Below are 24928 nucleotides of genomic sequence, written 5' to 3' on the forward strand. Positions count from 1 at the left end.
GAAAAAGCCAGCCGAATTCAGCTGGCTTCATCAAATTCAGGAGCAGTATATCTATTTTACCGCAGGTTTGATCCAGATCTTTCTGAAATCCGCCCAACCGAACGTATTCATTGAAACATTCTTCAGGCTCGCAGGGAAATTCTTTTTTCGGTATGTATGATAACTGTTCAGTACAAGTCTCCTTTCGTGCAGATCATGTTCTATTTCGTCCATGTACTTCTTTTGTTTCTCCTCATCCTCTTCATCCATAAGAAGACCCACGATTCGCTGAACATGCTCTCCTTCTTTCCCTGCCAAAAAACGATTAACGAAACTTGCTTTATGTTTAAAAAAATTAATGAATGCAAGGACAATATTGTTCTCAAACATCTCCCCCATAATAATCATATCTGAGTCTGCTGTCACTTCCTCGTTGTAATATTCAGTCAGTGGAAAAGGATGCAGCATCAGATTCAGACCAATGGATTCCGCCCTCTTCTTTAGCCACATTGCATCTTCCTTGCTGTATTTCATATCAAAAAAACTCACTTTAAGGATCTCTCCGTTGTAGCCTGTTGCTTGAAGGGATTCTGCAGCTTGTTGTAATGTTTTTTCAGCAGGCGGATTCTCAATGCTCTTTTCAGGAAAAAGACTGGTTGCAGCCAGCAATTTGTCTTTCTTTAACTCTTTTATCATCAACTGAATATCAAACAATTGATAGATTGCATCTCTAAAGTGCCAGTTATGAACGATGGAATCTTTGTTTAAGTTAAACGTGATATAGTTGCAGCCAACTTGCAAGAGGTCAACCGCTTCACCTGCCTGTTCATTTGCCGAAGACGGCAGTTCATAATGAAGATCAACTTTTGAATTCTGAGGAATCTGCCAGATCTCAATTCGGTCAAGCCATGCTCTTTCTTTAAAATAATGAGTATTCGCCTCTAATACGAGAACATCCTCACGATATTCTGTGACAGAGAACGGACCGGTTCCGATCAATTCTGTTTCATCTTCAGGCTGAACAGCCATTGAGATCGAACTCACGAAATGAAGAAACATCCTCGTTTTCCTTTTTAAGAAAAACTGAATCGTGTACGGCCCCATGCACCTAACATCTGATACAAGTGCTGTCTGCCATTGACATGGCGAGTTCGCGTTCTGGTCTTTTAACCGTTGAAAGGTATACCGTACATCTTTAGAAGTCATGTGTTTGCCATTGTGAAACATTACACCTTTTCTTAAGTAAAAGGTTATTGTCCTGCCGTCTGCTGATACGTCATAATCATGAGCTAAATGTGCGTCAAATCTTTTTTCGTTCTCATCATACTGCAGAAGCGTATCATAGATCTGCCGTGCAAAGTGTGATTCAGAAGATACAGATACAAAAGCTGGATCTAGTGTGGATAGCTTTCGGGTCATTGGAATCTTGAGAACATCTTTCGCGGTTTCTGGTCCTTTCTCCTGATAGCCAAAATAAGTGTTGAGCGTGTGGTGAAGTTCCTCTTTAATATCCTCTGAAAGATTTTCTTTTAATAGATTAATAGCCGCGTTCAAGTCCTCTTTCTCCAGCATTTGATGAAATATTTCAAGAATCCCAGTACGTATATCATGATGGAAAGTGAGAGTTGAAGTGTTTCCCCTCCCTCTTCCAGGTTTCCAAGTGAGCCAGTTTTCTGCTGTCATACGTTTCAAAAGAATTTTAATATTTCGTTCTGTACAGCACAAAACATCAGCAAGTTCTTGAACGGTTATCTTCATTGTGTCTGTGTAGTCATTTTCTTTTTGATGCAGCCGAAGACTCACATAATATTCCAGCAGTTTCATAGGGTTACCTCCAAACAATTAAAAGGGGAAATAATAATAAAAAGTTTACCCTTTTTCTTCTCCTTTTTCTAGATAAAATTGGAAATAAGGAGAGTGACTTTTTATGGGTTTTAGAGAATTACACCGGAATATAAAGATCCGGATCATAACATCCTTTCTAACGAGGATTGTTGGCACGATGATATTTCCATTCATGGCGATCTACTTTTCTATGAAGGTCGGCCAAGTATTAGCTGGTATTCTTTTAATCGTTAACGTGTTAGTTTCACTATTTGTTAGTTTTTATGGAGGCTATATTGCTGACAGGGTCGGCAGGAAAAAAGTGATGGTAACAGCGCAGGGCATTCAGGTTGCTGCATTTGCTGTTATGGCACTGGCCAATTCGCCGTTTCTTGATTCAGTCTGGCTGACATTTACTATGATGTTGGTTTCCAGTGTCAGCTCGGGACTGATGAATCCGGCAGCTGAAGCCATGCTGATCGATGTGAGCACACCTGAAAACCGGAAGTTTATGTACAGCTTAAACTATTGGTCTATCAATTTATCGATTGCTTTAGGAGCAATCGTAGGCGGATTGCTGTTTAAATCTCATCGCTTCGAACTGTTTTTAGTGCTAACTTTTGTTTCTGTTTTCACATGGATTCTTGTTACGTATTGGATGACCGAGTCGTTTGAGACAAAACGTGCTGCGGTGAGTTCTGAAAAACGAAATGTTTTGCGTGAAGTGATTGAAAACTACCGGTCTGTCATGCATGATAAAACGTTCATGCTATATGTTGCAGGCAGCATCTGTATTATGTCATTAGAGTTCCAGATGCATAACTATATCGGCGTCCGGCTGGATCAAGAGTTTGCAGTCCGTACTCTAACCTTCTGGAATGGCTTTTCGTTTGAAATGACAGGTATTCGAATGCTGAGCTGGCTTTCTACTGAAAACACAGTGCTTGTCGTTTTATTAACCATATGGCTCACTAAACAGATGAAACGGTTTAATGATATGAAAGTTTTCTTTATTGGGTTGTCACTGTATTCTGTAGGCTACGCTATTGTTGGTGCATCCAACTCTATGGGCATTCTGATGAGTGCTGTTCTTCTGTACACGATCGGCGAACTGCTTTACGTTCCGATCCGCCAGGCTTTCTTGGCAGATTTGGCGGATGAGACGAAGAGAAGTTCGTATATGGCGATGAACGGTCTTGTTTTTCAAGCGGCAAAAATCGCTGGTTCACTCGGCCTTACGATCGGAGCGTTTTTACCGTCTTGGACGATGGGAAGTTTGTATCTATTGTCAGGAATTATGGGTATGTTTCTGTTCCAGATGGCATTCACAAGGTTCTATGCTACTAAAACTGCTGTGAAAGCAACGGCTTAGGAGGAATAGAATGAATCCGCTTATTGCGAAAGAACCGAAAAGTGTACCTGAATTTACGAAGAAGCAGATCGATTGGCTGACTGATATTGCTTTTTATTATGATGACAAGCCAGAGCCGTGTGACGCTGTTTTTGTTTTTGGCGGAACACATCCAGGACATTGGGAAAAAGCGATTGAAGCTTATCATATGGGATTAAGCAGCACATTTGTTGTAACCGGCGGAGTCAGTCCGACCGGAAAAAAGCATGCATCATGGGAAGAACGAACAGCACCGGAATCACATGTGATCAGGAGAAAAATAATGGAAGCCGGAGTGCCTGAAGAAAGCATTTTTTTTGAAGATCGATCCAGTAACTCTATGGAAAATGTTATATATGCACTTGATGAATTCGATTTTACAATGATAAATTCATTGCTTGTTATAACGAAAGAACATGGAGCCGGCAGGCAGATTCGTACGCTGCAGAAACATTTGCCTGAGACAGTTCGATTTGTTCCCTTTGGATTTCCGGCTGTTTACAGCGGTGAGGGGATAACGCGAGATAACTGGCATCTGACACCCGAAGGAAGATCTCGTGTGTGGGGTGAGTATCTGCGTATCTGCAAATATGGTGATGCAGGACACTTAAGAGGCATCCTTGCGGAAGAGAGAATGTTATAAAGAAAAGCCCTTCACTCATATCCTGAGTTGGAGGGCTTTGTTGTGATGTTTTTTGTAAAGTCACTTCTTAGATGGTTGATTGGAGTGCAAGGATCGAGACTCCTGCGGGACGAGCAGGACAGGTAAGACCCCTAAGGCGCAACGTGGCAGGGGGCTTTCCGGACGCCCCGCGGAAAGCGAGACTCCTGGAACGGAAATCAACAACAACCTTGAGAAACAGACTTTAAAAAAACAGTCTTATATTTTTACGCGCCTTTTTGTTCCTTTAACGGAGAAACTTTCTTTGCAAGCCAGTTCTTCCCTTCCACTAAACGCGCTGTCATCATGCTTGCTACATTGTCACCCGTTGCGTTCAGCAATGTTGCGGGAGGATCAATAATAGCAGAAATCGCAGCAATAATCGGGAGTGCCTCAACCGGGAAACCAAACAACGACAGAATCAGCATCTCAGCGATCAGTCCGCCTTGAGGAATCGCTCCCATTACCATACCTACTAAAAGCGCTACCGCACCAACAAGGAAGTATGTGTCGATCCCCGAAAAATCCATCCCGAAAATCCCAAAAAGGAAAGTGATTTTAAGCACGCCGCCAATGACTGATCCATCCTTATGAAGCGTTGCACCAAGCGGAATTGTTGTTTCTGCAATATCATCAGGAACACCCATCTTTTTCGTCGCTTCTAAGTTAACCGGTATACTTGCAGCTGAACTGCATGTTGCAAGACTTGTAACTGACGGTGAAAGCATGTTTTTCCAGAACACTCGAATACCAAGCTTGCCCTGTGCCATCCAAGCATAAAGCGTAAAGAAACCAAAGAAGTACAGAATGGAAAATGGATAATAGAATAGTACTGCTTTAAAATAGGAACCTAGCAACGTAGGTCCGAATTCTCCAACGAGTGCCGCGAAGTAAGCCCCAAGACCAATTGGCGCATAATACATCACGTATTTCACCATCTGAAGAGTTACTTCACTTCCCGCTGTGAGGAAATTTGCTAGAGGCTTAGCCTTCTCTCCTACTTTTGATGTTGCAAGTCCTAATAATACAGAAAAAAGAATAAGTGCAAGCATGTTCGCACGGCTCAAAAGATCAACGAAATCAGGCACCGTAACTGTGCTGACTAATTGATCACCGATCGAAACATCTTCATTTGCCGCATCAGGTTTAACGAGATCAATATTAACACCTTCAGACGGAGGAAACAGCTTGATTCCAGCCATACTTGTAACGGCAGCGATCGTACCTGTTAACGTAAAAACGATCAGCATTGAGCTTATGATCTTGCCAAATCGTTTTGCTCCAGCCATGTTCGCGACGCTCGCTGAGATCGAAAAGAAAACAAGCGGAACAACGATCATGAACATAACATTTAAAAATAAGTCCCCAAACGGCTTAAGAACCGCCGCATCCTTGCCCATCACTGAACCGATCACACTTCCGATTATTATCGCAATGAGTAAAATGATCGGAGAACGATAAGCTTTCCACGTATTTTTCATAAAACTACTCCCCTTACTAGATTCATTGTCACTCTATCTATTTTATACAGAAATAATTTTTTGCATAGAGGGAGTGAAAAAAAAAGAGGGGGGACAGACTCGGGTCTGTCCCCCCTTTTTTTTGTACGATAGACGTTGAATTAATAAGCCTTCGCCCAGTAGACAAGATGCTTTCCTTCTTGTTCGCAGCACACGCATTTGTCCGAGAGCTTTTCTTGTTCAAACGGCATGCAGCGTGATGTTGCACCTGTTTCATCTTTAATGAAGTTCTCGCATGCCTCTTCCCCGCACCACATTGCCTTTATGAAACCACCATTGTTTGTAAGACTTTCTTTAAATTCATCGAAAGTAACAGCAACCGACGTTTTCTCTTCGCGGTGTTTTTTCGCTTTTTCAAATAGGCTTTGTTGGATTGCAGCTAAGATTTCTTGAATTTGCGATTGTAAGTTTTCGATTGAGACCGTATGTTTCTCTCCTGTATCTCGGCGGACGAGTACAACTTGCTGCTTTTCGATGTCACGCGGTCCCACTTCAAGACGGAGCGGAATTCCTTTCATCTCATACTCATTGAACTTCCAGCCTGGTTTTTTATCGCTCGCATCAATTCCTGTACGAATTGTCGCTGAAAGCTTTTCTTTGAGATCGTATGCAAAATCAAGTACACCCTCTTTATGCTGAGCGATCGGCACGATCATTAATTGAATTGGCGCAATCTTTGGCGGCACGACCAGTCCTCTGTCATCACCATGGACCATAATCATTGCTCCAATAATACGTGTTGTAAAGCCCCATGAAGTTTGCTGCACCGTCTGCAGTTTGCCTTCTCTGTTTGTGAACTCGATGCCAAATGCTTTTGCGAATCCATCTCCCAAATGGTGGGAAGTTCCGGATTGCAAAGCTTTCCCGTCATGCATAAGACTTTCGATTGTGTACGTATATTTAGCTCCCGCGAACTTTTCTTTTTCCGTTTTTTGTCCTTTAATGACGGGTATCGCTAAATACTCTTCACAAAGCTCCGCGTAAACATGAAGCATACGCACCGTTTCCTCATGGGCGTCCTCATCTGTTTCATGGCACGTATGCCCTTCCTGCCAAAGGAATTCCAATGTACGAAGGAAAGGACGCGTTGTTTTTTCCCACCGTACAACGTTCGACCACTGGTTATACAGCTTAGGCAGATCACGGTATGAGTGGATGATGCTTTTAAAATGCTCAGCAAAAAGAACTTCAGAAGTAGGCCGTACGCAAAGGCGTTCTGTCAGCTTCTCTTCCCCGCCATGTGTCACCCAGGCTACTTCAGGTGCAAAACCTTCAATGTGGTCTTTTTCTTTTTGCAGCAAACTCTCTGGTATAAAGAGCGGCATGTAGACATTCTCATGCCCGGTCTCTTTAATTCGTTTATCCAGCTGCTTCTGAATGTTTTCCCAAATCGCATATCCGTAAGGTCTTAAAATCATGGACCCGCGGACACTCGAATAATCGATCAATTCAGCTTTTGTTACTACATCTGTATACCACTGTGCAAAATCATTATCCATACTTGTTACGTCTTTTACAAAATCCTTTGTCATTAGATGCACCCCGCTTTTTTAGTAAATAAAAAAAGCTATGCTTGTTATTAGGGACCATTGATATGGCGGTACCACCCTAATTCAAAGCATAGCTTTACACTCTTTCATGATAACGGTCTTGAACCGCTGATATCTTTCATTAGTATCGGAATCAGAACTTAGAGGCAGGTTCGATTGACTGTCAGCAGGAACCTTTCAGCAGGCGGTTCCCTCTCTGGAGAAGACAAAATCAATTTACTAATCCTCATCGATGTTTCTGGTTGTTTTTTGAAAATTATAGTTGATACTGCCATGAACTGTCAATTACAGTTTTACGTCTCTTTCCTTCTTGCCTCTTTAAAGCTTTAAAGTGAGAGGGGGGACAGACCCGGGACAGACCCGGGTCTGTCCCCTTCTGTCTTTTTCATAAAGTGGAGCTTTTTTTAATACATTAGTTACAGAGTAAAAGGAGGCGTTGTGTTTATGTACATTCATGTGGTTCAAAGGGGGGATTCTCTTTGGCAGATCTCTCAGCGCTACGGTGTTCAGATAGCATCAATAGTCAAGGCTAACGGAATTGAGAACCAAAATGTCTTAGTAGTTGGTCAGGCTCTTGTTATACCTAACGATTTTCCAACTTATACAATTCAGTCAGGAGATACACTTTACCAGATTGCAAGCCGCTTCGGAACGACTGTTGAAAGTTTAATAGGCTGGAACAACATACCACTTGCTTCCGTTATTTACGCTGGGCAAGTGATAGATATACCCGTACATGTTGTGAAACAAGGCGAGTCCCTTTATGCGATTGCGAACCGTTACGGAACATCAGTTGCAGATATACAAAGGGAGAATAATATTGCCAATCCATCTCTGATTTATACGGGAACTCGGCTTTCCATTCCTTATAAAAGACCGGTTAAAGAAGTGAACGCGTATATAACCAATATGGGAGCCGCTGCTCAAACCGAAGTTCGAAATGTCGGATCTTATCTAACGTATATTACACCTTTTAGCTATTCTGTAACCGAGACTGGAGGATTAACTTCGCTTCAGGATGAAGGGGTTCTCGCAGCAGCGAGAATCAACAGGGCTGCTCCTCTTATGGGAATCGCTAACATTAAAGATGGTGCATTTAATTCAGATTTGATTAAAACGATATTGGACAGTGATTCCTTACAGGAAACTGTTCTGAACAATATTCTCAGCACGATGCAAACAAAAGGGTATCGAGGAGTAAACTTTGATTTTGAATACGTATATCCAGAAAATAAGGACGACTACAATAATTTCTTAAGAAAGGCTGTCGCCAAGTTTAGACCTTTAGGTTATTCTGTTTCTTCTGCCGTTGCTCCAAAGTACAAGGAAGAACAGCCTGGTCTCTTGTATGAAGCCCACGATTACAAAGCACATGGAGAGATTGTTGATTTTGTTGTGGTCATGACCTATGAATGGGGATGGGCAGGCGGGCGGGCTATGGCTATCGCTCCTTTGGATGAAGTTAAAAAGGTGCTTGATTATGCCGTTACGGTAATTCCACGCGAAAAAATAATGATGGGCGTTCCCACATATGGACGGGATTGGACGCTGCCTTTCGTACAAGGCACACTCGCTCGTACATTGAGTCCAGTTGCAGCGGTAAATCTGGCAGCCCAAGAAAATGTATCTATTGAATTTGATGAGGGAGATCAATCACCTTGGTTCAAATATTTCGATGCACAAGGAAAAGAACATGAAGTGTGGTTTGAAGACGCCAGGAGCGTTCAGGCAAAATACCGTACTGCCATTGATTACGGCCTCCGGGGAGTCAGCTTCTGGGTATTGGGTATTCCTTTTCCGCAGAACTGGCCAGTAATACGCGACTCCATGCGAGTAAGGAAAATCTAGCTAGTTCTTTATTGTTTTGGTCAGTTTGAAATAGTTAATAGAAAAAAAAGCCTGAAGTCCGCAGTGGCGGACTTCAGGCTTTCTTAATGAAAGGGTGTGCACCCCACAAATACAAATCGTCGATTTGTATTTGTCTGGGGTCAGACCCCTACTTTTGTACTAGACCCACCACATCTCGGCTGGTTGCTCAGAGATGAGAATCGACTGCAGGTTTTTCACAGCGCGAGAAAAACCTTCTTCAATCGACATGATCGGATCTTCATGCTCGATGCTCACAACATAGTCGTAGCCATACGTACGAAGCGCACTCATCATATCAGACCAATCCTGAACAGAGTGGCCGCAGCCTACTGAACGGAAGCTCCATGCACGGTTCTGAACAGCGCCGTATGGCTGCATGTCTGTTAAGCCGTGCATGTTGATGTTTTCTTGATCTAAGTACGTATCTTTTGCATGGAAATGGTGGATCGCTCCAGCTTTTCCTAAGATCTTGATTGCAGCGACAGGATCGATTCCCTGCCACCATAAGTGAGATGGATCAAGGTTGGCACCGATCGCATCACACGTTTCTTCACGCAGTTTTAACAGCGTGTATGGAGTATGGACTAAGAAACCTCCGTGAAGCTCTAAACCGATCTTCACACCATGCTCTTTAGCGAACTGTCCCCATGTACGCCAATAAGGAATGAGTTTCTCTTCCCATTGCCACTTTAGTACATCGCTATACTCGTTCGGCCAAGGTGATACCGGCCAGTTCGGATACTTCGCGCTTTCAGAATCACCAGGAACTCCTGAAAAACAGTTCACGACAGGGATATTCATCAACCCTGCAAGCTCTACCGTTTTTACAAAAGTATCATGAGATTCTTTCGCGAACGCCTCATCAGGAGACAGCGGATTTCCGTGGCAGCTGAATGCCGAAATCGTTAAACCGCGCTTTTCTACTTCATACAGATATTCATTGCGCTTGTCTTCACTCGCTAATAATTCATCCAGCGGACAGTGCGCATTGCCAGGGTAGTTTCCTGTTCCGATCTCAACCGCTTGAACGCCTGCCTCTTTTACATAATCAAGCATTTCAGTGAATGACTTTTGCGAAAAAAGAACTGTAAATACTCCTAGTTTCATGCTTTCTCCACTCCTTTTCCATTCTCAACAGGGACGCTTTTCCCCATCAAACTGCTTGCATAGATTGCTTCAATGACACGCGAAGTGTTCATCGCTTCTTCCGCTTTTACTAACGGCTCAGCTTTCCCAAGACAGCTGTCTACAAAATTCTTAGCCTGCGGAAGTCCAGGATCATCTTCTCCTAGGATCCAATCAGCTTTTGTTGTTGTCATCATCCCGTTTTCTGCTTTATTGACCGAAAAAGGGAACACATCTAGCCCTCCGCGGTCACCTGAGATCCGAACCATTTCTGCATCATCTGGAATGTTTGCAGCCCATGATGTTTCAAACAGGATCGTTCCGCCGTTTGCTAAACGAATGTAAGCCGTAACGTGGTCATCCACTTCAAACGTTTCCGCATCAAAAGAACCCCATTGGTTCACCTGCTCTGCTTCACGGCTAACCGTGTTATACGTTTGCCCTGAAACTTCACTTATCACGGGGTTATCCAGCAGCCACAATGTTAAATCCAGCAGATGGCAACCATAATCTATTAAACTTCCTCCGCCCTGAAGCTCTTTGTTCGTAAAAACGCCCCAGCCCGGCACCTTGCGTCTTCTTAGAGCCTGAACACGAACAACGAATGGATTACCCACAACACCTGCCTCAATTAAACGCTTTGCGGCTTGGGATTCTTTCATATAGCGATAGTGATACGCTATAGAAAGTACTTTCCCAGAACGCTTTTCAGCTTCAACCATCTCGGCGCATTCCTCTACAGTCATCGCCATCGGTTTTTCACAGAGTACGTGTTTACCAGCATCTAGAGCCGCAACGGTTATTTCTCTATGAAACTTGTTTGGTGTGCAGATGACAACGGCATCCACATGAGACCACATCTCTTGATAAGTTGTAAAGTAGTTCGGTACGTGAAATTTTTCAGCAACGGATTTCGCAACTTCCACGTTCACATCACTGATCGCAGTAATTTCTGCTTGATCTCCAAGTTGTTGAAATGCGGGGATATGACGGCCCTGTGCGATGCCTCCAGCCCCGATTATGCCGACTCTTAATTTCATGCGTGTACTCCTGTTTTAACTTTTTCGATCGTCTTCTTCTCGTTTGATTCTAAGGCTGCAAGGATGACTGCAAGTGAACGCTTGCCTTCTTCACCAGTGATGAGCGGTGCATCACCTGATTCAACCGCGTTAATAAAATGATCAACAACATGAGAGTTTGATTGATTTTCATTCGTTTGGATCGCACCCAGCTCATAACGAACAATCGACCCATTTGTATATTGTGCTACAAGTGAATATTGCGGGTCGTCTTCTAAGCGAAGGATTCCTTTTTCTCCATAGATGATTGTTGAGTTGTCTTCTTTCGCCGTGTATGACCAGCTCGCTGCGAGTGTTCCGATAATGCCGCTGTCAGTTTTTAATACACAAACCGCTGTATCATCAACAGAAGCAAATTCCTTCGCACTTGTTTCTACAAATGCTCCGACTTCTGCGATTTCTTCCCCAAGGATATAACGAATCAAGTCTGTTTTATGAACGCCAAGGTCTCCCATCGCTCCGATAAATGCTTCATCCTTCTTAAAGAACCAGCTGTTCTTCCCGTCAACACTCCACGCCTCAGGTCCTGGGTGGCCAAACGCTGTGCGGAAGCTGTATACTTTCCCAAGCTCACCGTTCGCAATGATTTCACGCGCTTTTTGATGTGCAGGAACGAAACGCTGATTATGCCCAATCATGAGAGTCTTCCCGCTTTTTTCAGCTGCTTCGATCATCTCTTCAGCTTCTTTTAGCGAAGTTGCCATCGGCTTTTCGCATAAAACGTGCTTTCCTGCTTTTAATGCAGCAACTGAAACCGGTGCATGCAGGTAGTTCGGTGTACAAACACTCACAGCTTCTACTTCCTCAAGTGCAAGCAGCTCGTTATAGTCCGTAAAGATCTTCCCGCCATAAATGGCTTGTGCAGCTTCGGCACGTTCTTTTACAACATCACATACAGCAACGATCTCAACATCCTGGTTTGCCGCATACTCCGGCAGGTGGCGGTGATTGGCGATGCTTCCACATCCGATAATTCCAACTTTTACTGTCATAATTACTTCCTCCTCATGATTGGTTATTTTATTTCCTTCTTGATAATTTGATAGAAGCTTAATGTACGAGACTCTTGCAAGCTCTATGGTCATTTTCTTTCACTTCATTGAAAAATTGATTGGAGTGCAAGGTGTGAGACTCCTGCGGGACGAGTGGCCAGGTGGAGACTCCTAATGGCGCGTAGCGGCAGGAGGCTCACCGATCGCCCCGCGGAAAGCGAGCGACCTGGAACGCAAATCAACTACTTTCAAAACAACAAAGTGTTTGCGTAAAAGCCTTTAATTTATTTTGCAACAATTGCTTCAAGCGGCTTTGCGTTTCCGTATACAGGTGCCTGGCTTCCAGATGGAGCCAAGAAAGACACAGCATTCGTGATTACGGTTTGAACATCTTTGTTGTAGTAAGTCGGGTAAGTCTCGTGCCCAGGACGGAAATAGAAGACCTTCCCTTTTCCGCGGTTGTAAGCACATCCAGAACGGAACACTTCTCCGCCTTCAAACCAGCTCACAAAAACAAGATCGTCTGGAGCCGGAATATCAAAGTGCTCCCCATACATCTCTTCTTTTTCAAGTTCGATGTACTCACCAAGGCCGTTTGCTACCGGATGGCTAGGATTCACAATCCAAATGCGTTCTTTTTCGTCCGCTTCACGCCACTTTAAGTCACAAGACGTGCCCATAAGCTTTTTAAAGATTTTAGAAAAATGGCCTGAATGCAGAACCAGGAGACCCATTCCATTTAGAACACGCTGCTGAACTTTGTTCACGACCTCATCATCTACTTCGTCATGTGCAAGGTGCCCCCACCATACAAGTACATCTGTGTTGTTTAACACTTCTTCTGTTAGACCGTGCTCTGGCTCATCAAGTGTTGCTGTCTTCACATCGTGACCTGCGTTCTCTAAAAACTCAGCGATCGCACCGTGAATTCCTTTTGGATAGATTTCTTGCACTGTTGGATTCTTCTGCTCGTGGCGGTTCTCGTTCCATACTGTAACTTTTATCATTTGTGTATGCCTCCTATATATGTGTAAGCGTTTTACGTAAACGTTTACGTATTTCTCAAAATAAAATGAAGCGAATGTTGCCTCCGTTTTTTACTTGTCGCGTAAATCACAGACTGACTGCCTCTCTACAATCGTAAATGGCATGAATTGGCTTTTTGCTTCTTTTTCTTCACCTTTAATCAATTTTACTAAAATCTCGCCTGCAGTTTGCCCCATATCTTTTAAAGGCTGTGAGACAGTTGTCAGCGCAGGATAACACATTTCTGCGATCTTAAGATTATCGTATCCGATGATCGACAGTTCTTCTGGCACTTTTATGCCCTGCTGATGCGCGGCGGACATGGCTCCGATTGCCATCTCGTCACTCGCAGCAAAGAGAGCGGTCATATTTGGCAGCTGCTTAAGCAGAACAGGCAATGACTCTTTTCCATTTTGAAAGCGGTAGCCTTCATTCGTCGTGATGTGATCTTCTGAAAAGGCGAGAGAATGCTTTTGAAGAGCTTCCTTAAAACCTCTCATACGGGGAACTCCCGCAATCGGATCATTTCTGCTGCCGCCAATCATCCCAATTTGTCTGTGCCCTTTTTTTATCAGGTGCTCAGTTGCCTGAAAAGCTCCTTCAAAATCGTTTACTCGCACGAAAGGGAGATCATAGTTTGATGATGCAGTAGAAACAAGTACGACTGGTACTTTCATCTCTTGAAAAATCTTATAATACTCTTCTTTCACGTCTTCTGAGGCAAAGATAATGCCGTCTACCCTTTTTTCCTGCAATAATCGTAAATATTTGACTGTCCGCTTCCCGCTGGAAGTCGTATTGCAGACAATAACGCTGAATCCTCCGTCGTGCGCTGCATTCTCGACACCTTCTAAAACTTCTGATGAAAGCATCCCAGACACTTCTGGAAACAGAACACCGATTGTTTGCGTCCGCTTGTTGATCAGTCCGCGGGCAATGGCGTTCGGCTGATAGCCCAGGGCTTCAATAGCTTCTTGCACCTTTTTCTTTGTGTCCTCCGAATAGCCTGGCAGTCCGTTTACGATCCTGGAAACCGTTGCAATTGAAACATTTGCATACTTGGCTACATCTTTAATTGTCGGATTCAAAACATCTACCTGCTTTCTGTTACGTAAACGTTTACATTTACCCTTTCAATCTATCAGCGCTCTTCAAAAAAGTCAATTATATTTTCTCTAAAAAAAGATTACAGTTTTTGAAAAAGGGAAAAGAATACTAATATGAAATGGAGGTCACTGCTTATGTGGTATCAGCACTCATTCTTTAAGTACGGGGCAGGTGCCGTACTCGTTCTCACGATTCTATTCTTACTAGGGAAAATCGACTATCTCATTGACTTCCTGTATCTTGTTATCTCGAGCGTTTTCTTTCCGGTGTTTATCGCTGGATTGCTATATTATTTGCTCCGCCCGCTCATTCGTTTTTTGATTCAAAAGAAGGTTCCCAAATTCCTTGCTATATTCCTTGTCATGCTAGGATTAATTTTAGCATTCACCGGAATTTCAGGTGTTGCCATTCCTGTCGTCGCGGATCAGTTAACAAACCTTACAGATGACTTCCCGAAAAAAATAGGTGAAGCTACTGAAAAAACAGGAAAAATGGTCACAGGTGAAAACAAATCATTCATTGACAGCACACAGGTTGCAAAACTGGCGACCGAGCGCCTCGAAAAGTTTACAAGCTCCATCTCCAAAGATGTAATCGCTCTCGTCACTACTTTAACGAATATCGCTCTCGTTCTATTGGTGGTACCGTTTATCCTATTTTATTTACTGCTGGATGACAAAAAGTTTTTTAATTATTTTTTAAGACTTGTGCCCCGCCATATGGAACATGACGTCGCTGCCATTCTGCGGGATATCGATTCCACACTGTCTTCCTATATTAAAGGTCAAATATTGGTGGCAATATTCGTCGGAGTATTTATGTATGCCGGCTATATGATCATCGGCCTTAAATTTGCACTCGTACTTGCTCTTTTTGCTGTTTTGACGAATGTCATTCCATTTCTTGGACCGTTCATCGGGGTGTTCCCCGCTCTTTTGGTCGGGCTTATCCAAGACCCGGTGATGGCGATTAAAGTAGCTTTTGTAACCCTTGTTGTTCAACAGGTGGAAGGCAACATTCTATCTCCGCAGATCATGGGAAGAAAGCTTCGCATACATCCGCTTACCATTATTTTAGTCGTACTGATGTCTGGTGCGGCTTTTGGCTTTATCGGTCTGCTATTGGCAATTCCAGCTTATGCAGTAACAAAAACCATCATAAGTAATCTATATCGAATTTATTTGTTATATAACCCACCAGAAACGAGAAGTGATTTGCTCTGAAAGGAGAGCCGATTTTGACTGTAAAACAGCCATTTGTAAAAAAAGAAACGTATAAGGATAAGATTAAGAACCATTTCGAATCTTTCCGCCCTTGGATACATCGTTTTGCAAGAATTGGATACCTGTCAAAGGGCATCGTTTATGTTGTAATTGGAATTCTTGCACTGATCACTTCAACCGGTACCAAATTATATGAAGCAAGTTCGCAAGGGGCGCTTTATACGATTGCCCAGCAGCCTTTCGGACCTGTTTTATTGATTGTACTTGCCATTGGGTTAAGCGCCTATGCATTCTGGCAGATCACGAAAGCGGTCTTTGATCCCGAATGCGTAAACCATAGCTGGAAAAGATGGTTCAGCAGAATTGGATACTTATTTATAGCAGGTGTTTATACGGCAATGTGCATTAGTGCTTTGCGGATTCTATTCCGTGCCAGAGGAGAATCGTCGGATAAAACGTATCAGACTTTATCGGCACAGATGCTTGCGCAGCCTTTCGGACAGTTATTGGTTGCGATCGGCGGACTGATTTTTGGCATAATCGGAGTTGTTTTTCTGTTCAGAGCCATGTCACGAAAATTCAAAAAGAACCTTAAGAAAAACGAGATGAACAAGAAAGAATGGGAATGGAGCGGCTATATCGGGACATTTGGAATGATAGCACGCGGGATTGTATTTATGATTATCGGCTTTTTCCTTATACGCACCGCTATCCTTGCAAATCCTGAAGAAACAAAAGGACTAGACGGTGCTCTTCTAGAGCTATCGAAACAGCCATTCGGCCCGGTACTCCTTGCGATCGTTGCCCTTGGATTTATCGCTTATGGCGTGTTTATGTTTGCCAGCGCCAAATATCGCAGGTTGAATAACCAGTAAGAAAAATCCCTACCGAAAACCGGCAGGGATTTTTGTTTGATTATGCATGGGGGTCTGTCCCGGGTCTGTCCCCGGGACAGACCCCCATCATGTTATCACTCTCTAGACCACTTCTCTAGTGTGCGGTCCGTTGGCAGCATCACGGTCAAAAGACCTAACAAAGGCAAAAAGCTGATGAGCAGCATGGTGTAAGATATGCTTGTTACATCCGCTACCTTTCCGAGCACAACTGAACCAAGTGCACCCATTCCGAACGCCAGACCTACAATTAAACCTGAAACCATTCCTATCCTTCCTGGAACTAATTCTTGTGCATATACCACTGTTACTGAGAAGCTTGTGTTTAAAATAAAACCGATCAGGAAGAACAGGGGTGCTATTGCCCATAATCCCACATACGGCAAAAGAAGTGCGAGTGGTGCTGTTCCGACCATCGACCAAAAGATCATATTTCTCTTTCCCAGACGATCTGCAATCGGTCCGCCGAAGAATGTACCGAGCACCCCTGACGCCATGAAAACAAACAAATAAATTTGCGCCTGGCGGATTGTTAGACCGTAATCATGAATTAGATAGAACTGATAATAGTTGCTGATTCCTGAGAAATACCAAGACCGTCCGAATACAAGGAAAACAAGAAGAGCCATCGCCATAATGACTTGATTTTTACGCTTTTTATCAATCGCTTTTTTCTCACCGGTCTGTTTTTTTACGCGAGGAAAATGAGCAAGCTGTCTAGCGTACCAGCCTGATACATAAAACAGAACAAAAATAGCCACTGCTGCGAACGATGTGAACCACACTGCCCCAAACTGACCAAGCGGAACAAAAACGAGAGCCGTCATCACAGGTGCCAGTGATGTCCCAGAGTTTCCTCCAACCTGATAGATCGACTGAGCAAGACCGCGCTGATTTCCAGCTGCCATATAAGCAACTCGTGAACCTTCTGGATGAAATACCGCGGATCCGAGTCCAATTCCAATAACAGAAATGATTATCATATAAAACGAATTAGCAAAAGCAATCCCTAACATACCTATTAAGCTAGCCATCATGCCAAATGGCAGCAGATACGGAGAGGTTGTTCGATCCGTGTACCAGCCAACGATTGGCTGCATGACTGATGAAGTAATGTTGAGTGTAAAAGCAATCCAGCCAAGCTGCGTAAAAGTAAGCCCCATCGATTTCTCTAAGATTGGAAAAATCGCAGGGATTACAGCCTGCATCGAATCATTCAATAAGTGTACAAAACTAATAGCAAATAAAATTGAATAAATGGTCTTCTGCTGTGAAGACGCTAAGCTTGGCGTCTTCTCTGTTGATGTGGCCATGCCGCATTCCTTCTTTCTTTTTCTACTCATAAACTTCCAGACTATGTATCTTTTCAATAGATTACCACAACAAACAAGTTCATTACTAAAATAGCGATCTTCGACACATGAAATCGAGCAAACCTCCTAGGGAGAAAACGAATATGGCATGCGGGAAATAAATTGTTAGGGGTCTGACCCCATTTCCCAAAAAGAGAAGCCAGCCCAAATCGGGCTGGCTTCTCTTTCATATTCATATTATTCCATTTCTGGATTGCCGAGAATTCTTATTTAAACCGGCTTAGATCTTTTCGATCACTTTGTCGATGATTCCGTATTTTAATGCTTCTTCTGCTGACATGAAGTAATCGCGGTCTGTGTCTTTTTCTACTTTTTCAATTGGCTGTCCTGAGCGGTCTGAGATGATTTTATTCAAAAGCTCGCGTGTCTGCAGGATTCGTTTTGCGTGGATGGCCATATCAGATGCCTGCCCTTGTGTTCCGCCGAGCGGCTGGTGGATCATGACTTCAGCGTTCGGAAGCGCATAACGCTTACCTTTAGCGCCAGCCACTAGTAGAACGGCACCCATAGATGCTGCCATGCCGATACAGATTGTGGACACATCTGGTTTAATAAATTGAATCGTGTCATAGATCGCCAGGCCTGCAGTCACTGAGCCCCCTGGTGAATTGATGTAGATGGAAATATCTTTTTCAGGATCTTCAGCTGCTAGGAATAGAAGCTGTGCGACGATCGAATTCGCCACATTATCATCAATGGCACTTCCGAGCATGATAATACGGTCTTTTAGCAGCCTTGAATAAATATCATACGAACGCTCACCGCGGTTCGTAGATTCTACAACCATTGGAATTAAGTTCATCTGTTTTCCTCCTAATTATGCCGCGATTGCTATCGGGCTTGTGCTTGTTGTATTTGGTACATTTATTTTCCCGAATCCTGATGTAATAAAAATAATTTTCGCAGGCTGCTGCTGACTGTCAGCACCCTCAACCTGCACTTCTTTTTTCATCGGGATCACGTTTGTTTCTTCTGTGACATGATCTGTTTTTATTGGTGTAACCGTACTCTTCTGTTCCTCTTTCACGCTGTGCCGCCTCCTTCAGGTTTTGGGTACATCGCCATTGAGACATGAAACGTTTTGGATTTTCCTGGTTTGGGATTATGATGTTTTTTAATCAGTTCTGAAAGCATGTTTGTGTAACCTTGTAAAAAAGCTTGCCGTTCTTCAACGTCTAAAAGTGAGAGCTCCATCTCCATGACCGCACTTGGAATTTCCTCATCCTCAGCCTCTTCCATAAGGGATACGGCGTCTCGTTTTATTTTTTCCGTGAGAGACAATACATGAGCTAGTGCAGTCTGATCCTTCAGTTTTCGGATGGTTTCCTGTGACAGACCGAGTGAATCAGATAACAGAAAAGTCTTCCCCGCACTTCTATAAAGAACTTCTACAAGGTTTCTGACATTCCTTGTTCCTGCCCGCGTAACAAGGCCGACTTTTTCCAGGGTCTTTAGATGATAGTTCACCTTTTGAGCGGAATCATTCATCACTTTTGATAGTTCTGTCGCCGATCTCGGCTCCTTCAATAAGCTTATGATCTCTGACCTTACAGGATGCAAAAGGGCTGCTGCCTGTTCTGGCTCCGTGACGATAAAGGTTTCTGGTACGGTTTGATTCCTATTCACTCACATCACCTCACTTTTTAAATTTACCTCTTACGTAAAAAAAATACTTTACGTAAAATTATTTTATTACGTTAGGCTTCATTATGTCAAAGATTTACTCAAAATATACACCTGCCTATAAACATAAAAAACAGACTGCCTATCCATAACAGTCTGTACTCTGATCATTTTTTAAGACTCATTTCTAAAAGATTGTTGCTACTGAGTTCTTCAATGAATAGTTAATTGAAGCGGAAGGGCGAGACTCCTGCATGCCTTCCACCTGAATAAACTTCTTGCAAGGCATGCGACGAGGAATTCGCAGCGTCAGGATTTGCGTGTACATCCATGAAAGTGAGACCACTCAATGTACGCAGTACGGAGTGGGCTCACCGCACGCCCTGCGGAAAGCGAGCCACAAAGAGCGGAAATTAACCACATTCAAAAACAACAAAGTTTGCGAAAAAAGCCTTTTATAAAAGCGGTATGACGCCAAGAATAAGAAAGATTCCAGCCATCCCTACGTTAAACCAAAATTCTGTTTTTTGTTTAAATATCCTTCGTTCCACTGCACGGAATAAAAAGATAATCATTAAGATCGAGAAAAATACAGAAGGGCTCTCCCAATACTTTCCGTTATAGATCGCGAGCAGCAGCCCCGCGAACATAAGCAGCATTTCGGCATAAACCCACTTTTTAGGTCGTTTTCTCATCTGATAAAAGGCCCCCTTTTCACCGGGTGATAGTACTCAGTGTACGGTCTGAAGGCCTATTCGGTGCATGATCTCAAATAGATTTTTCAGACGGCTCTGTCTTCAGATTTACAAATGAGCTTTTTCCAATTAATCGGAGAATCACCCATCCAATGATCCCGCCTGCGACAGAGCTTGTAAGAAACGGTAGTATGAAGAAAAATGCGCCTGTTTTCGAACCTAAGAAAAGGGCTGCGACCGGAACTGCAATAACCGCTCCTATAACACCTGTTCCGATCCACTCACCTGCCGCTGCAGCTCCATATGTTTTAGCTTTTTTATAAAAATACCCTGCTAACAAAGCTCCAATCATCCCACCTGGAAAAGCAAGCAGCGAACCAACACCAATCAAATTACGCAAAAGTCCTATAGCGAACGCTACAATCACAGCTGGTATCGGACCTAATGTTACACCAGCGATGACATTTATCGCATGCTGAACTGGAAAAGCTTTTGCAACACCTGCTGGAATCCAAAATACATGTGAAGCTAGAGTGCCTATAGCAACAAACATTGCCATTACCGTCAGCTTCTGAACTGAAATCTTCACTTACAATCCCCTCTTTGCGTTTAATATGTCCAGTAAAAGTTCACGAGTTGTTTTTCTTGGATCTTCTGACTGACTGATCGCTGAGATAATGGCCGCTCCATCTGCTCCCGCTCTGATAACAGTTGCAGCATTTTCCAAAGAGATTCCGCCAATTCCTACAACAGGAACAGTGATTCCGTTTGTTCGGAACTCTTGGAAAATCCCTTTTCCAACAGGCTCCTTGGCGTCAGGTTTGGTAACAGTTGCATAAATGGGACCGGTACCGATGTAGTCTGCCCCGTGACTAACAGCATCTTTTGCTTCAGCAAGGGTATGCGCGGAAACGCCGAGGATCTTGCCTTCTGTCTCTTTGCGGATAAAATCTAAGCTGCCGTCTGTCTGCCCAACATGAAGACCATCAGCATCCACAGCTTTCATCAATTCCAGATCATCGTTCACAATAAAAAGAATACCATTGTCTCTGCAGATCTCCTTTGCTGTCATTGCGCTTTCCAACCGTTTTTCACCTATTAAAGAATTCACACCTTTTTCACGGTATTGAAAAGCTGTGATGCCGCCTTTAACAGCCTGAAGAAGTATTTCACGAAAAATCTCTGGGGACTGACAGTTCATCGTGCCTGCCACAAAATAGAGTGATAGCTTATGAGCCAGGTTCACTTGTGAGAGTGTCGTCATGTGTGTGCACCTCTTTCAACTGCTGCCGTGCGCTCAAACCAATTGATCTCATCCTCCCAAATGGACTTCGTACTTTCTAATAAAAAGAGTTCATCTAAGAGCTTTGTTTGAAAGCTTCCAGGTCCTCTTGAAGTTTTCACAGCTTCCTCTGCCGCTTTCGTGAGTATTAGAAGCGCAAGTGCTGTGCGCTCTAGAAAAGATATAGTGTGTACTGCTTCATCTTTAAGATTAGCCTGATACAGCGCAATCATTGAAGTAGCAAAACAGCCAGTTCCTGTCACTAGTGAAAGCATGTGGTGACCATGTGAAAGTTCGATAACTCTCTCCCCATCGGAAATGACATCCTTTTCCCCTGTCATCGCAATTAAGCACCCCGTCTGTTTTGCAGCAGTTATTGCAAGCTGGTGTAAGTCGTCTTCAGAACTGTTAAGATCACCGTCTGCTCCCCGCCCATCCCAGCCAAGACCCGCGAGAAACTTCATCTCTGCTGCATTTCCGCAAATTGTCAGAATTGTTTGGGGACTGACCCCCTTCAATTTCGAATATTCAGATAACAATTCTTTAATGGTTTCCTGCCGGAACGAAGACAGCCCTACGCCTACAGGGTCAAGGACAACAGGCACTCCACAGTGCATTGCCTTGCGAAGCGCAAGTTTCATAGACTTGGCTGAAGCTTCTTCCAATGTTCCAATGTTCAGGACCAAAGCATCAGCCACCCCAACTGCATCTTCAACTTCCCGTGCATCATGAACCATCATAGGACTTCCACCTGCTGCTAATACACCGTTAGCGAGGAAGTTCATCGTTACATGGTTTGTAATATGATGGACTAACAGCCGTTCTTTCCTGATCTGTTCGACAAAATCTTTCCAAACTTGTACTCTATCGCTGTTCATGAAGAATCCTCCTATATGCGAAGTGATTTATCGGTCCATGACCGGAACCGACATCAATCCCATGTTCGATCGCCGTCTGAATAAACGTTTTTGCATTCCGCACGGCATTTTCCATCGTTTTTCCGTATGCTAATTCAGCTGTGACTGCAGCTGAGAATGTACAGCCAGTACCATGTGTATTTTTTGTGTAAACACGCTTATCAACAAGCTCCCACATCTCAACACCGTTATAAACGAGGTCTGAGACAAACTCTTCTTCCATGTGTCCGCCTTTTATCACCACATAATCAGCACCCGCATTAAACAAGATGAGAGCCGCTTCCCGCCTAGCTTCATCACTCGTGATCTCAACTCCTGTCAGTGCTTCAGCTTCTGGAATATTAGGCGTAATTACTTTTGCGAGGGGCAGCATGTACTTTTTCATCGCTTCCAGAGCTTCGTTTCCTAAAAGGGTCGCTCCGCCTTTTGCAACCATAACAGGGTCGACGACGAGGCTGCTCCAGCCAAACTTTCCAACAAAATAAGCAACTCTCTCAATATATTCACCTGAAAACAGCATGCCTGTTTTTACTGCGTCTGGCTTAATGTCGTTTCCGATTGATGTTAATTGCTCCTCCAATCCAGCCAGAGGGACTGGATAAACCCCTTGCACACCCATCGTGTTTTGAGCCGTAACCGCAGTCAGAACCGTCATTCCATATACCCCAAATTCCTGGAAGGTCTTCAAGTCAGCTTGTATCCCTGCTCCTCCTCCACTGTCTGATCCTGCGACAGTCAGTGCTTTGCATACTTTGATCAATTGTCCCATCACGATCCCCCTCCTAAAACTATAAATACAAAAAGCCACCCGCAAATAAAAAGCGGGTGGCTATTACGATTGTAGATAGTAATGGACCACGCCGCTTCCCTACGCCAGTATTAACCGGATCAGGTTCAAAGGGTCGAAGGCTAGCACCTTCTCTCAGCTTACAAACATAAGCACCCCTAGCGGAAATGACGATATTGATTTAACACAATCCTACTCACATACCATATGAAAAGTCAACGTTTTTTCCAAATATGTGTTTCACAGTGTTTAAGCCTTCTAAAATACGGGGAAATAGTAAGTAACACAATATAAACACATAAATAACACTAAATCATAACACTTGTAACAAATGAGAAATTCTACCGAAATAATGAGACATTCTTTTAAGAAAATTACCAAAAGGTGGTGAAAATACAGTACATTGGAATGATTATCAAATTTTTTTCAGAATTTTCAAATAAAATGGTTGTCATTGGGCACCTTGCTCAGTATACTAGTAGAAACCTAGAAACATAAAAGGTTAAATTGGATAGGGAGATAATTTCAAGGAGGGAAAACAGGATGAAAGACAAAAACACTTCTTTTAACAAAAACCAAAATGAGATGGTGCAGTACAAACAACAAAAAAGAGACCCATTTGCCTTCAGCCTTATTGCCCAAATGGTTCTGGATGAAGCCCTGCACAGCTACTACAAAGAATATTATGAAAAAGAAATCGACAATGCCTTGGATCAAAAAGATAAAAAGCGTTTTATGAAACTGACTGAAGAATACAAAGCGTTTCTCGGCTAAGGCTTTTGGTAACGGTTCACCATAAAAAGGTGCCGTAAAAGCCAAAACACCCTTTCAGCTTCCGGACTTTAATCCGTGCTGCAGAGGGTGTTTCTGACGTACCTGTTGTCTAACAAATCTGATATGAACACAACTTAATGACTCATTACATGGATGTCGGAGAACCCGGCTTTTTCTTTTGCCCTTTTTTCCTTCTCCATAACCAGAATACAACGGGGATCAGTACAAGCCACAGTGGTGCTAATCCAAATAGTGCAACGACGATAAATGAAATCGCAGAAACAAAGAAGTTCACCGTCTCCATGAAAAGCATCTTTGTCTTTTTCCAAGTGTTTAGGTCACCTGTCTGCAGTTTCTCTGCTTTCAGATTCTTTACTTCAAACTGTATAGTAACCGTCGAATAATCGCTTTGATTTTTTAAAAAGTTAAGTCTTCCTTCAATCTGTTCAATCTCTTCTTGTACTCTGGCAAGATCTGCAGAAATTTTTAATAAGTCTTCCGTCCTTTCAGCCTCTTTCATAAAGGATTCAAGACGCTCTCTCATCTGCTGCTTCGCTTTTAACCGAGAAGACAGATCCACATATTCTTCTGTAACATCTTCTCCTCGCACACTTTCATGCGGAGAACCTTCACTTATATCCTTTACTTCCTGTAAAAACGGCCGGAATCCATTCATCGGAACACGTACCGTCATCATCCCGTCCTCATAGCCTTCCTCACCGATATTCGTGTTGGATTCTACGATATAACCACCTTTATCTTCAACCATCTTCCGAACCTTTTCCATCGCATTCTGCAGTTTTTCAACTGTAATCCGCAGATCCGCGTTATAGATCACTTTCCGCTGATCTCGAATCGATTGCTTCTTGTCGCTTTTCTCTGGTGAAGCTGTCCCTTCATCAGCAGAAGAATTAGAGATTTCCGTCTTCGCTTCAGAACTGTCGCCTCCTGCCATGTCATGTGAAGATTCTTTTTTACTACCTCCATTGCTGCTGCAGGCTCCTAATAATAAAACACAGGTCAATACCCACACTTTCCATAATTTCCACATATCGTAAATCCCCCTTTTTGGCTTAGACGCTTTTTACTAAAAAAGGTTTCAGGACTCGAAAAACCAACCTATTGAATGATTTTTTCTTAACCTTTTTTATGATAAAATATTGTCTGGTGATTAGTTGTTTGAAAAAAATCCGATTTATGCTAGTATGTACAGGATAAGTAAGTGGTTTAACTGGAGGA

The 24928-nt window shown here is 43.2% G+C and carries 24 protein-coding genes, 1 riboswitch and 1 other annotated feature; of the genes, 6 read left to right on the forward strand and 18 right to left on the reverse strand.

What is annotated here, in order from left to right; all coding sequences use genetic code 11:
* Window positions 1-51 precede the first annotated feature (51 nt).
* Entirely contained in the window at window positions 52-1803 is a 1752-nt protein-coding gene (locus UN64_RS09405) for an ABC transporter substrate-binding protein (RefSeq protein WP_077362027.1), read from the reverse strand.
* A gap of 103 nt (window positions 1804-1906) precedes the next feature.
* On the opposite strand from UN64_RS09405, the gene UN64_RS09410 reads away from it, so the two are divergent.
* Both UN64_RS09410 and UN64_RS09415 read left to right on the forward strand, forming a co-directional pair.
* Window positions 1907-3175 (forward strand): MDR family MFS transporter, encoded by a 1269-nt coding sequence (locus tag UN64_RS09410; RefSeq protein WP_077362029.1) that lies wholly within the window; start codon window positions 1907-1909, stop codon window positions 3173-3175.
* Between the two features lie 10 nt (window positions 3176-3185).
* The gene (locus UN64_RS09415; RefSeq protein WP_077362031.1) at window positions 3186-3836 is read left to right on the forward strand and encodes a YdcF family protein; all 651 of its coding nucleotides are present in this window, start codon (window positions 3186-3188) and stop codon (window positions 3834-3836) included.
* A gap of 245 nt (window positions 3837-4081) precedes the next feature.
* On the opposite strand, the gene UN64_RS09420 is transcribed toward UN64_RS09415, so the two are convergent.
* Both UN64_RS09420 and proS read right to left on the reverse strand, forming a co-directional pair.
* Window positions 4082-5335, reverse strand: a complete 1254-nt coding sequence (locus UN64_RS09420; protein WP_077362033.1) for a dicarboxylate/amino acid:cation symporter — start codon at window positions 5333-5335, stop codon at window positions 4082-4084.
* Window positions 5336-5475: 140 nt separating this feature from the next.
* Window positions 5476-6906, reverse strand: a complete 1431-nt coding sequence (proS, locus tag UN64_RS09425; protein WP_077362035.1) for a proline--tRNA ligase — start codon at window positions 6904-6906, stop codon at window positions 5476-5478.
* 46 nt (window positions 6907-6952) lie between these two features.
* Window positions 6953-7166 (reverse strand) — a binding site (T-box leader).
* 202 nt (window positions 7167-7368) lie between these two features.
* Between proS and UN64_RS09430 the strand changes: the two genes are divergently transcribed.
* Window positions 7369-8772 (forward strand): LysM peptidoglycan-binding domain-containing protein, encoded by a 1404-nt coding sequence (locus UN64_RS09430; protein ID WP_077362037.1) that lies wholly within the window; start codon window positions 7369-7371, stop codon window positions 8770-8772.
* Between the two features lie 159 nt (window positions 8773-8931).
* On the opposite strand, the gene UN64_RS09435 is transcribed toward UN64_RS09430, so the two are convergent.
* From UN64_RS09435 to UN64_RS09455, 5 genes are all read right to left on the reverse strand, one after another.
* Window positions 8932-9900: a sugar phosphate isomerase/epimerase family protein gene (locus UN64_RS09435; RefSeq protein ID WP_077362039.1), complete on the reverse strand. Its 969-nt coding sequence runs from the start codon at window positions 9898-9900 to the stop codon at window positions 8932-8934.
* Window positions 9897-10958, reverse strand: coding sequence for a Gfo/Idh/MocA family protein (locus UN64_RS09440; RefSeq protein ID WP_077362042.1), 1062 nt, complete (start codon window positions 10956-10958; stop codon window positions 9897-9899). Before UN64_RS09440 ends, UN64_RS09435 begins: the two co-directional genes overlap by 4 nt.
* On the reverse strand, window positions 10955-11989 hold the full coding sequence (locus UN64_RS09445; RefSeq protein ID WP_077362044.1) for a Gfo/Idh/MocA family protein: 1035 nt from the start codon (window positions 11987-11989) through the stop codon (window positions 10955-10957). Before UN64_RS09445 ends, UN64_RS09440 begins: the two co-directional genes overlap by 4 nt.
* A gap of 284 nt (window positions 11990-12273) precedes the next feature.
* Window positions 12274-12996 (reverse strand): ThuA domain-containing protein, encoded by a 723-nt coding sequence (locus UN64_RS09450; protein WP_077362046.1) that lies wholly within the window; start codon window positions 12994-12996, stop codon window positions 12274-12276.
* Window positions 12997-13086: 90 nt separating this feature from the next.
* Window positions 13087-14103, reverse strand: a complete 1017-nt coding sequence (locus tag UN64_RS09455) for a LacI family DNA-binding transcriptional regulator (RefSeq protein ID WP_077362048.1) — start codon at window positions 14101-14103, stop codon at window positions 13087-13089.
* A 153-nt stretch (window positions 14104-14256) separates the two neighbouring features.
* On the opposite strand from UN64_RS09455, the gene UN64_RS09460 reads away from it, so the two are divergent.
* Window positions 14257-15345, forward strand: coding sequence for an AI-2E family transporter (locus UN64_RS09460; RefSeq protein WP_171978848.1), 1089 nt, complete (start codon window positions 14257-14259; stop codon window positions 15343-15345).
* A 14-nt stretch (window positions 15346-15359) separates the two neighbouring features.
* Entirely contained in the window at window positions 15360-16220 is an 861-nt protein-coding gene (locus UN64_RS09465) for a DUF1206 domain-containing protein (RefSeq protein ID WP_077362052.1), read from the forward strand.
* Window positions 16221-16315: 95 nt separating this feature from the next.
* Here the strand turns inward: UN64_RS09465 and UN64_RS09470 are convergent, their stop codons facing one another.
* The 9 genes from UN64_RS09470 to thiD all read right to left on the reverse strand — a co-directional run bounded on the left by UN64_RS09470 (window position 16316) and on the right by thiD (window position 22885).
* Window positions 16316-17551: an MFS transporter gene (locus tag UN64_RS09470; protein ID WP_077362054.1), complete on the reverse strand. Its 1236-nt coding sequence runs from the start codon at window positions 17549-17551 to the stop codon at window positions 16316-16318.
* A gap of 280 nt (window positions 17552-17831) precedes the next feature.
* Window positions 17832-18413, reverse strand: coding sequence for an ATP-dependent Clp endopeptidase proteolytic subunit ClpP (gene clpP / locus UN64_RS09475; protein ID WP_077362056.1), 582 nt, complete (start codon window positions 18411-18413; stop codon window positions 17832-17834).
* A gap of 15 nt (window positions 18414-18428) precedes the next feature.
* A complete protein-coding gene (locus UN64_RS09480) occupies window positions 18429-18638 on the reverse strand; it encodes a hypothetical protein (protein WP_077362058.1) in 210 nt (69 codons plus the stop codon).
* Window positions 18635-19237, reverse strand: a complete 603-nt coding sequence (locus UN64_RS09485; protein WP_077362060.1) for an ArsR/SmtB family transcription factor — start codon at window positions 19235-19237, stop codon at window positions 18635-18637. The genes UN64_RS09480 and UN64_RS09485 overlap by 4 nt, the downstream gene beginning before the upstream one ends.
* A 452-nt stretch (window positions 19238-19689) precedes the next feature.
* Complete coding sequence (locus tag UN64_RS09490; RefSeq protein WP_077362062.1) at window positions 19690-19929, reverse strand: hypothetical protein; 240 nt, start codon at window positions 19927-19929, stop codon at window positions 19690-19692.
* A 73-nt stretch (window positions 19930-20002) separates the two neighbouring features.
* Complete coding sequence (gene thiW, locus UN64_RS09495; RefSeq protein WP_281249441.1) at window positions 20003-20512, reverse strand: energy coupling factor transporter S component ThiW; 510 nt, start codon at window positions 20510-20512, stop codon at window positions 20003-20005.
* A gap of 6 nt (window positions 20513-20518) precedes the next feature.
* Window positions 20519-21193, reverse strand: a complete 675-nt coding sequence (gene thiE, locus UN64_RS09500) for a thiamine phosphate synthase (protein ID WP_077362064.1) — start codon at window positions 21191-21193, stop codon at window positions 20519-20521.
* A complete protein-coding gene (gene thiM, locus UN64_RS09505) occupies window positions 21190-22089 on the reverse strand; it encodes a hydroxyethylthiazole kinase (RefSeq protein ID WP_077362066.1) in 900 nt (299 codons plus the stop codon). The genes thiE and thiM overlap by 4 nt, the downstream gene beginning before the upstream one ends.
* Entirely contained in the window at window positions 22076-22885 is an 810-nt protein-coding gene (thiD, locus tag UN64_RS09510; protein ID WP_077363693.1) for a bifunctional hydroxymethylpyrimidine kinase/phosphomethylpyrimidine kinase, read from the reverse strand. The genes thiM and thiD overlap by 14 nt, the downstream gene beginning before the upstream one ends.
* Window positions 22886-22976: 91 nt before the next feature.
* Window positions 22977-23085, reverse strand: a riboswitch (TPP riboswitch).
* Between the two features lie 373 nt (window positions 23086-23458).
* Here thiD and UN64_RS09515 point away from each other — a divergent pair.
* Window positions 23459-23689 carry an IDEAL domain-containing protein gene (locus UN64_RS09515; protein WP_245801995.1) on the forward strand — a complete coding sequence of 77 codons (231 nt, stop codon included), beginning with the start codon at window positions 23459-23461 and terminating at the stop codon, window positions 23687-23689.
* A 145-nt stretch (window positions 23690-23834) separates the two neighbouring features.
* Here the strand turns inward: UN64_RS09515 and UN64_RS09520 are convergent, their stop codons facing one another.
* A complete protein-coding gene (locus UN64_RS09520; protein WP_077362068.1) occupies window positions 23835-24740 on the reverse strand; it encodes a DUF4349 domain-containing protein in 906 nt (301 codons plus the stop codon).
* Between the last annotated feature and the right edge of the window lie 188 nt (window positions 24741-24928).

The sequence above is a fragment of the Fictibacillus arsenicus genome (assembly GCF_001999465.1).
Classification (GTDB): Bacteria; Bacillota; Bacilli; order Bacillales; family Fictibacillaceae; genus Fictibacillus; species Fictibacillus arsenicus.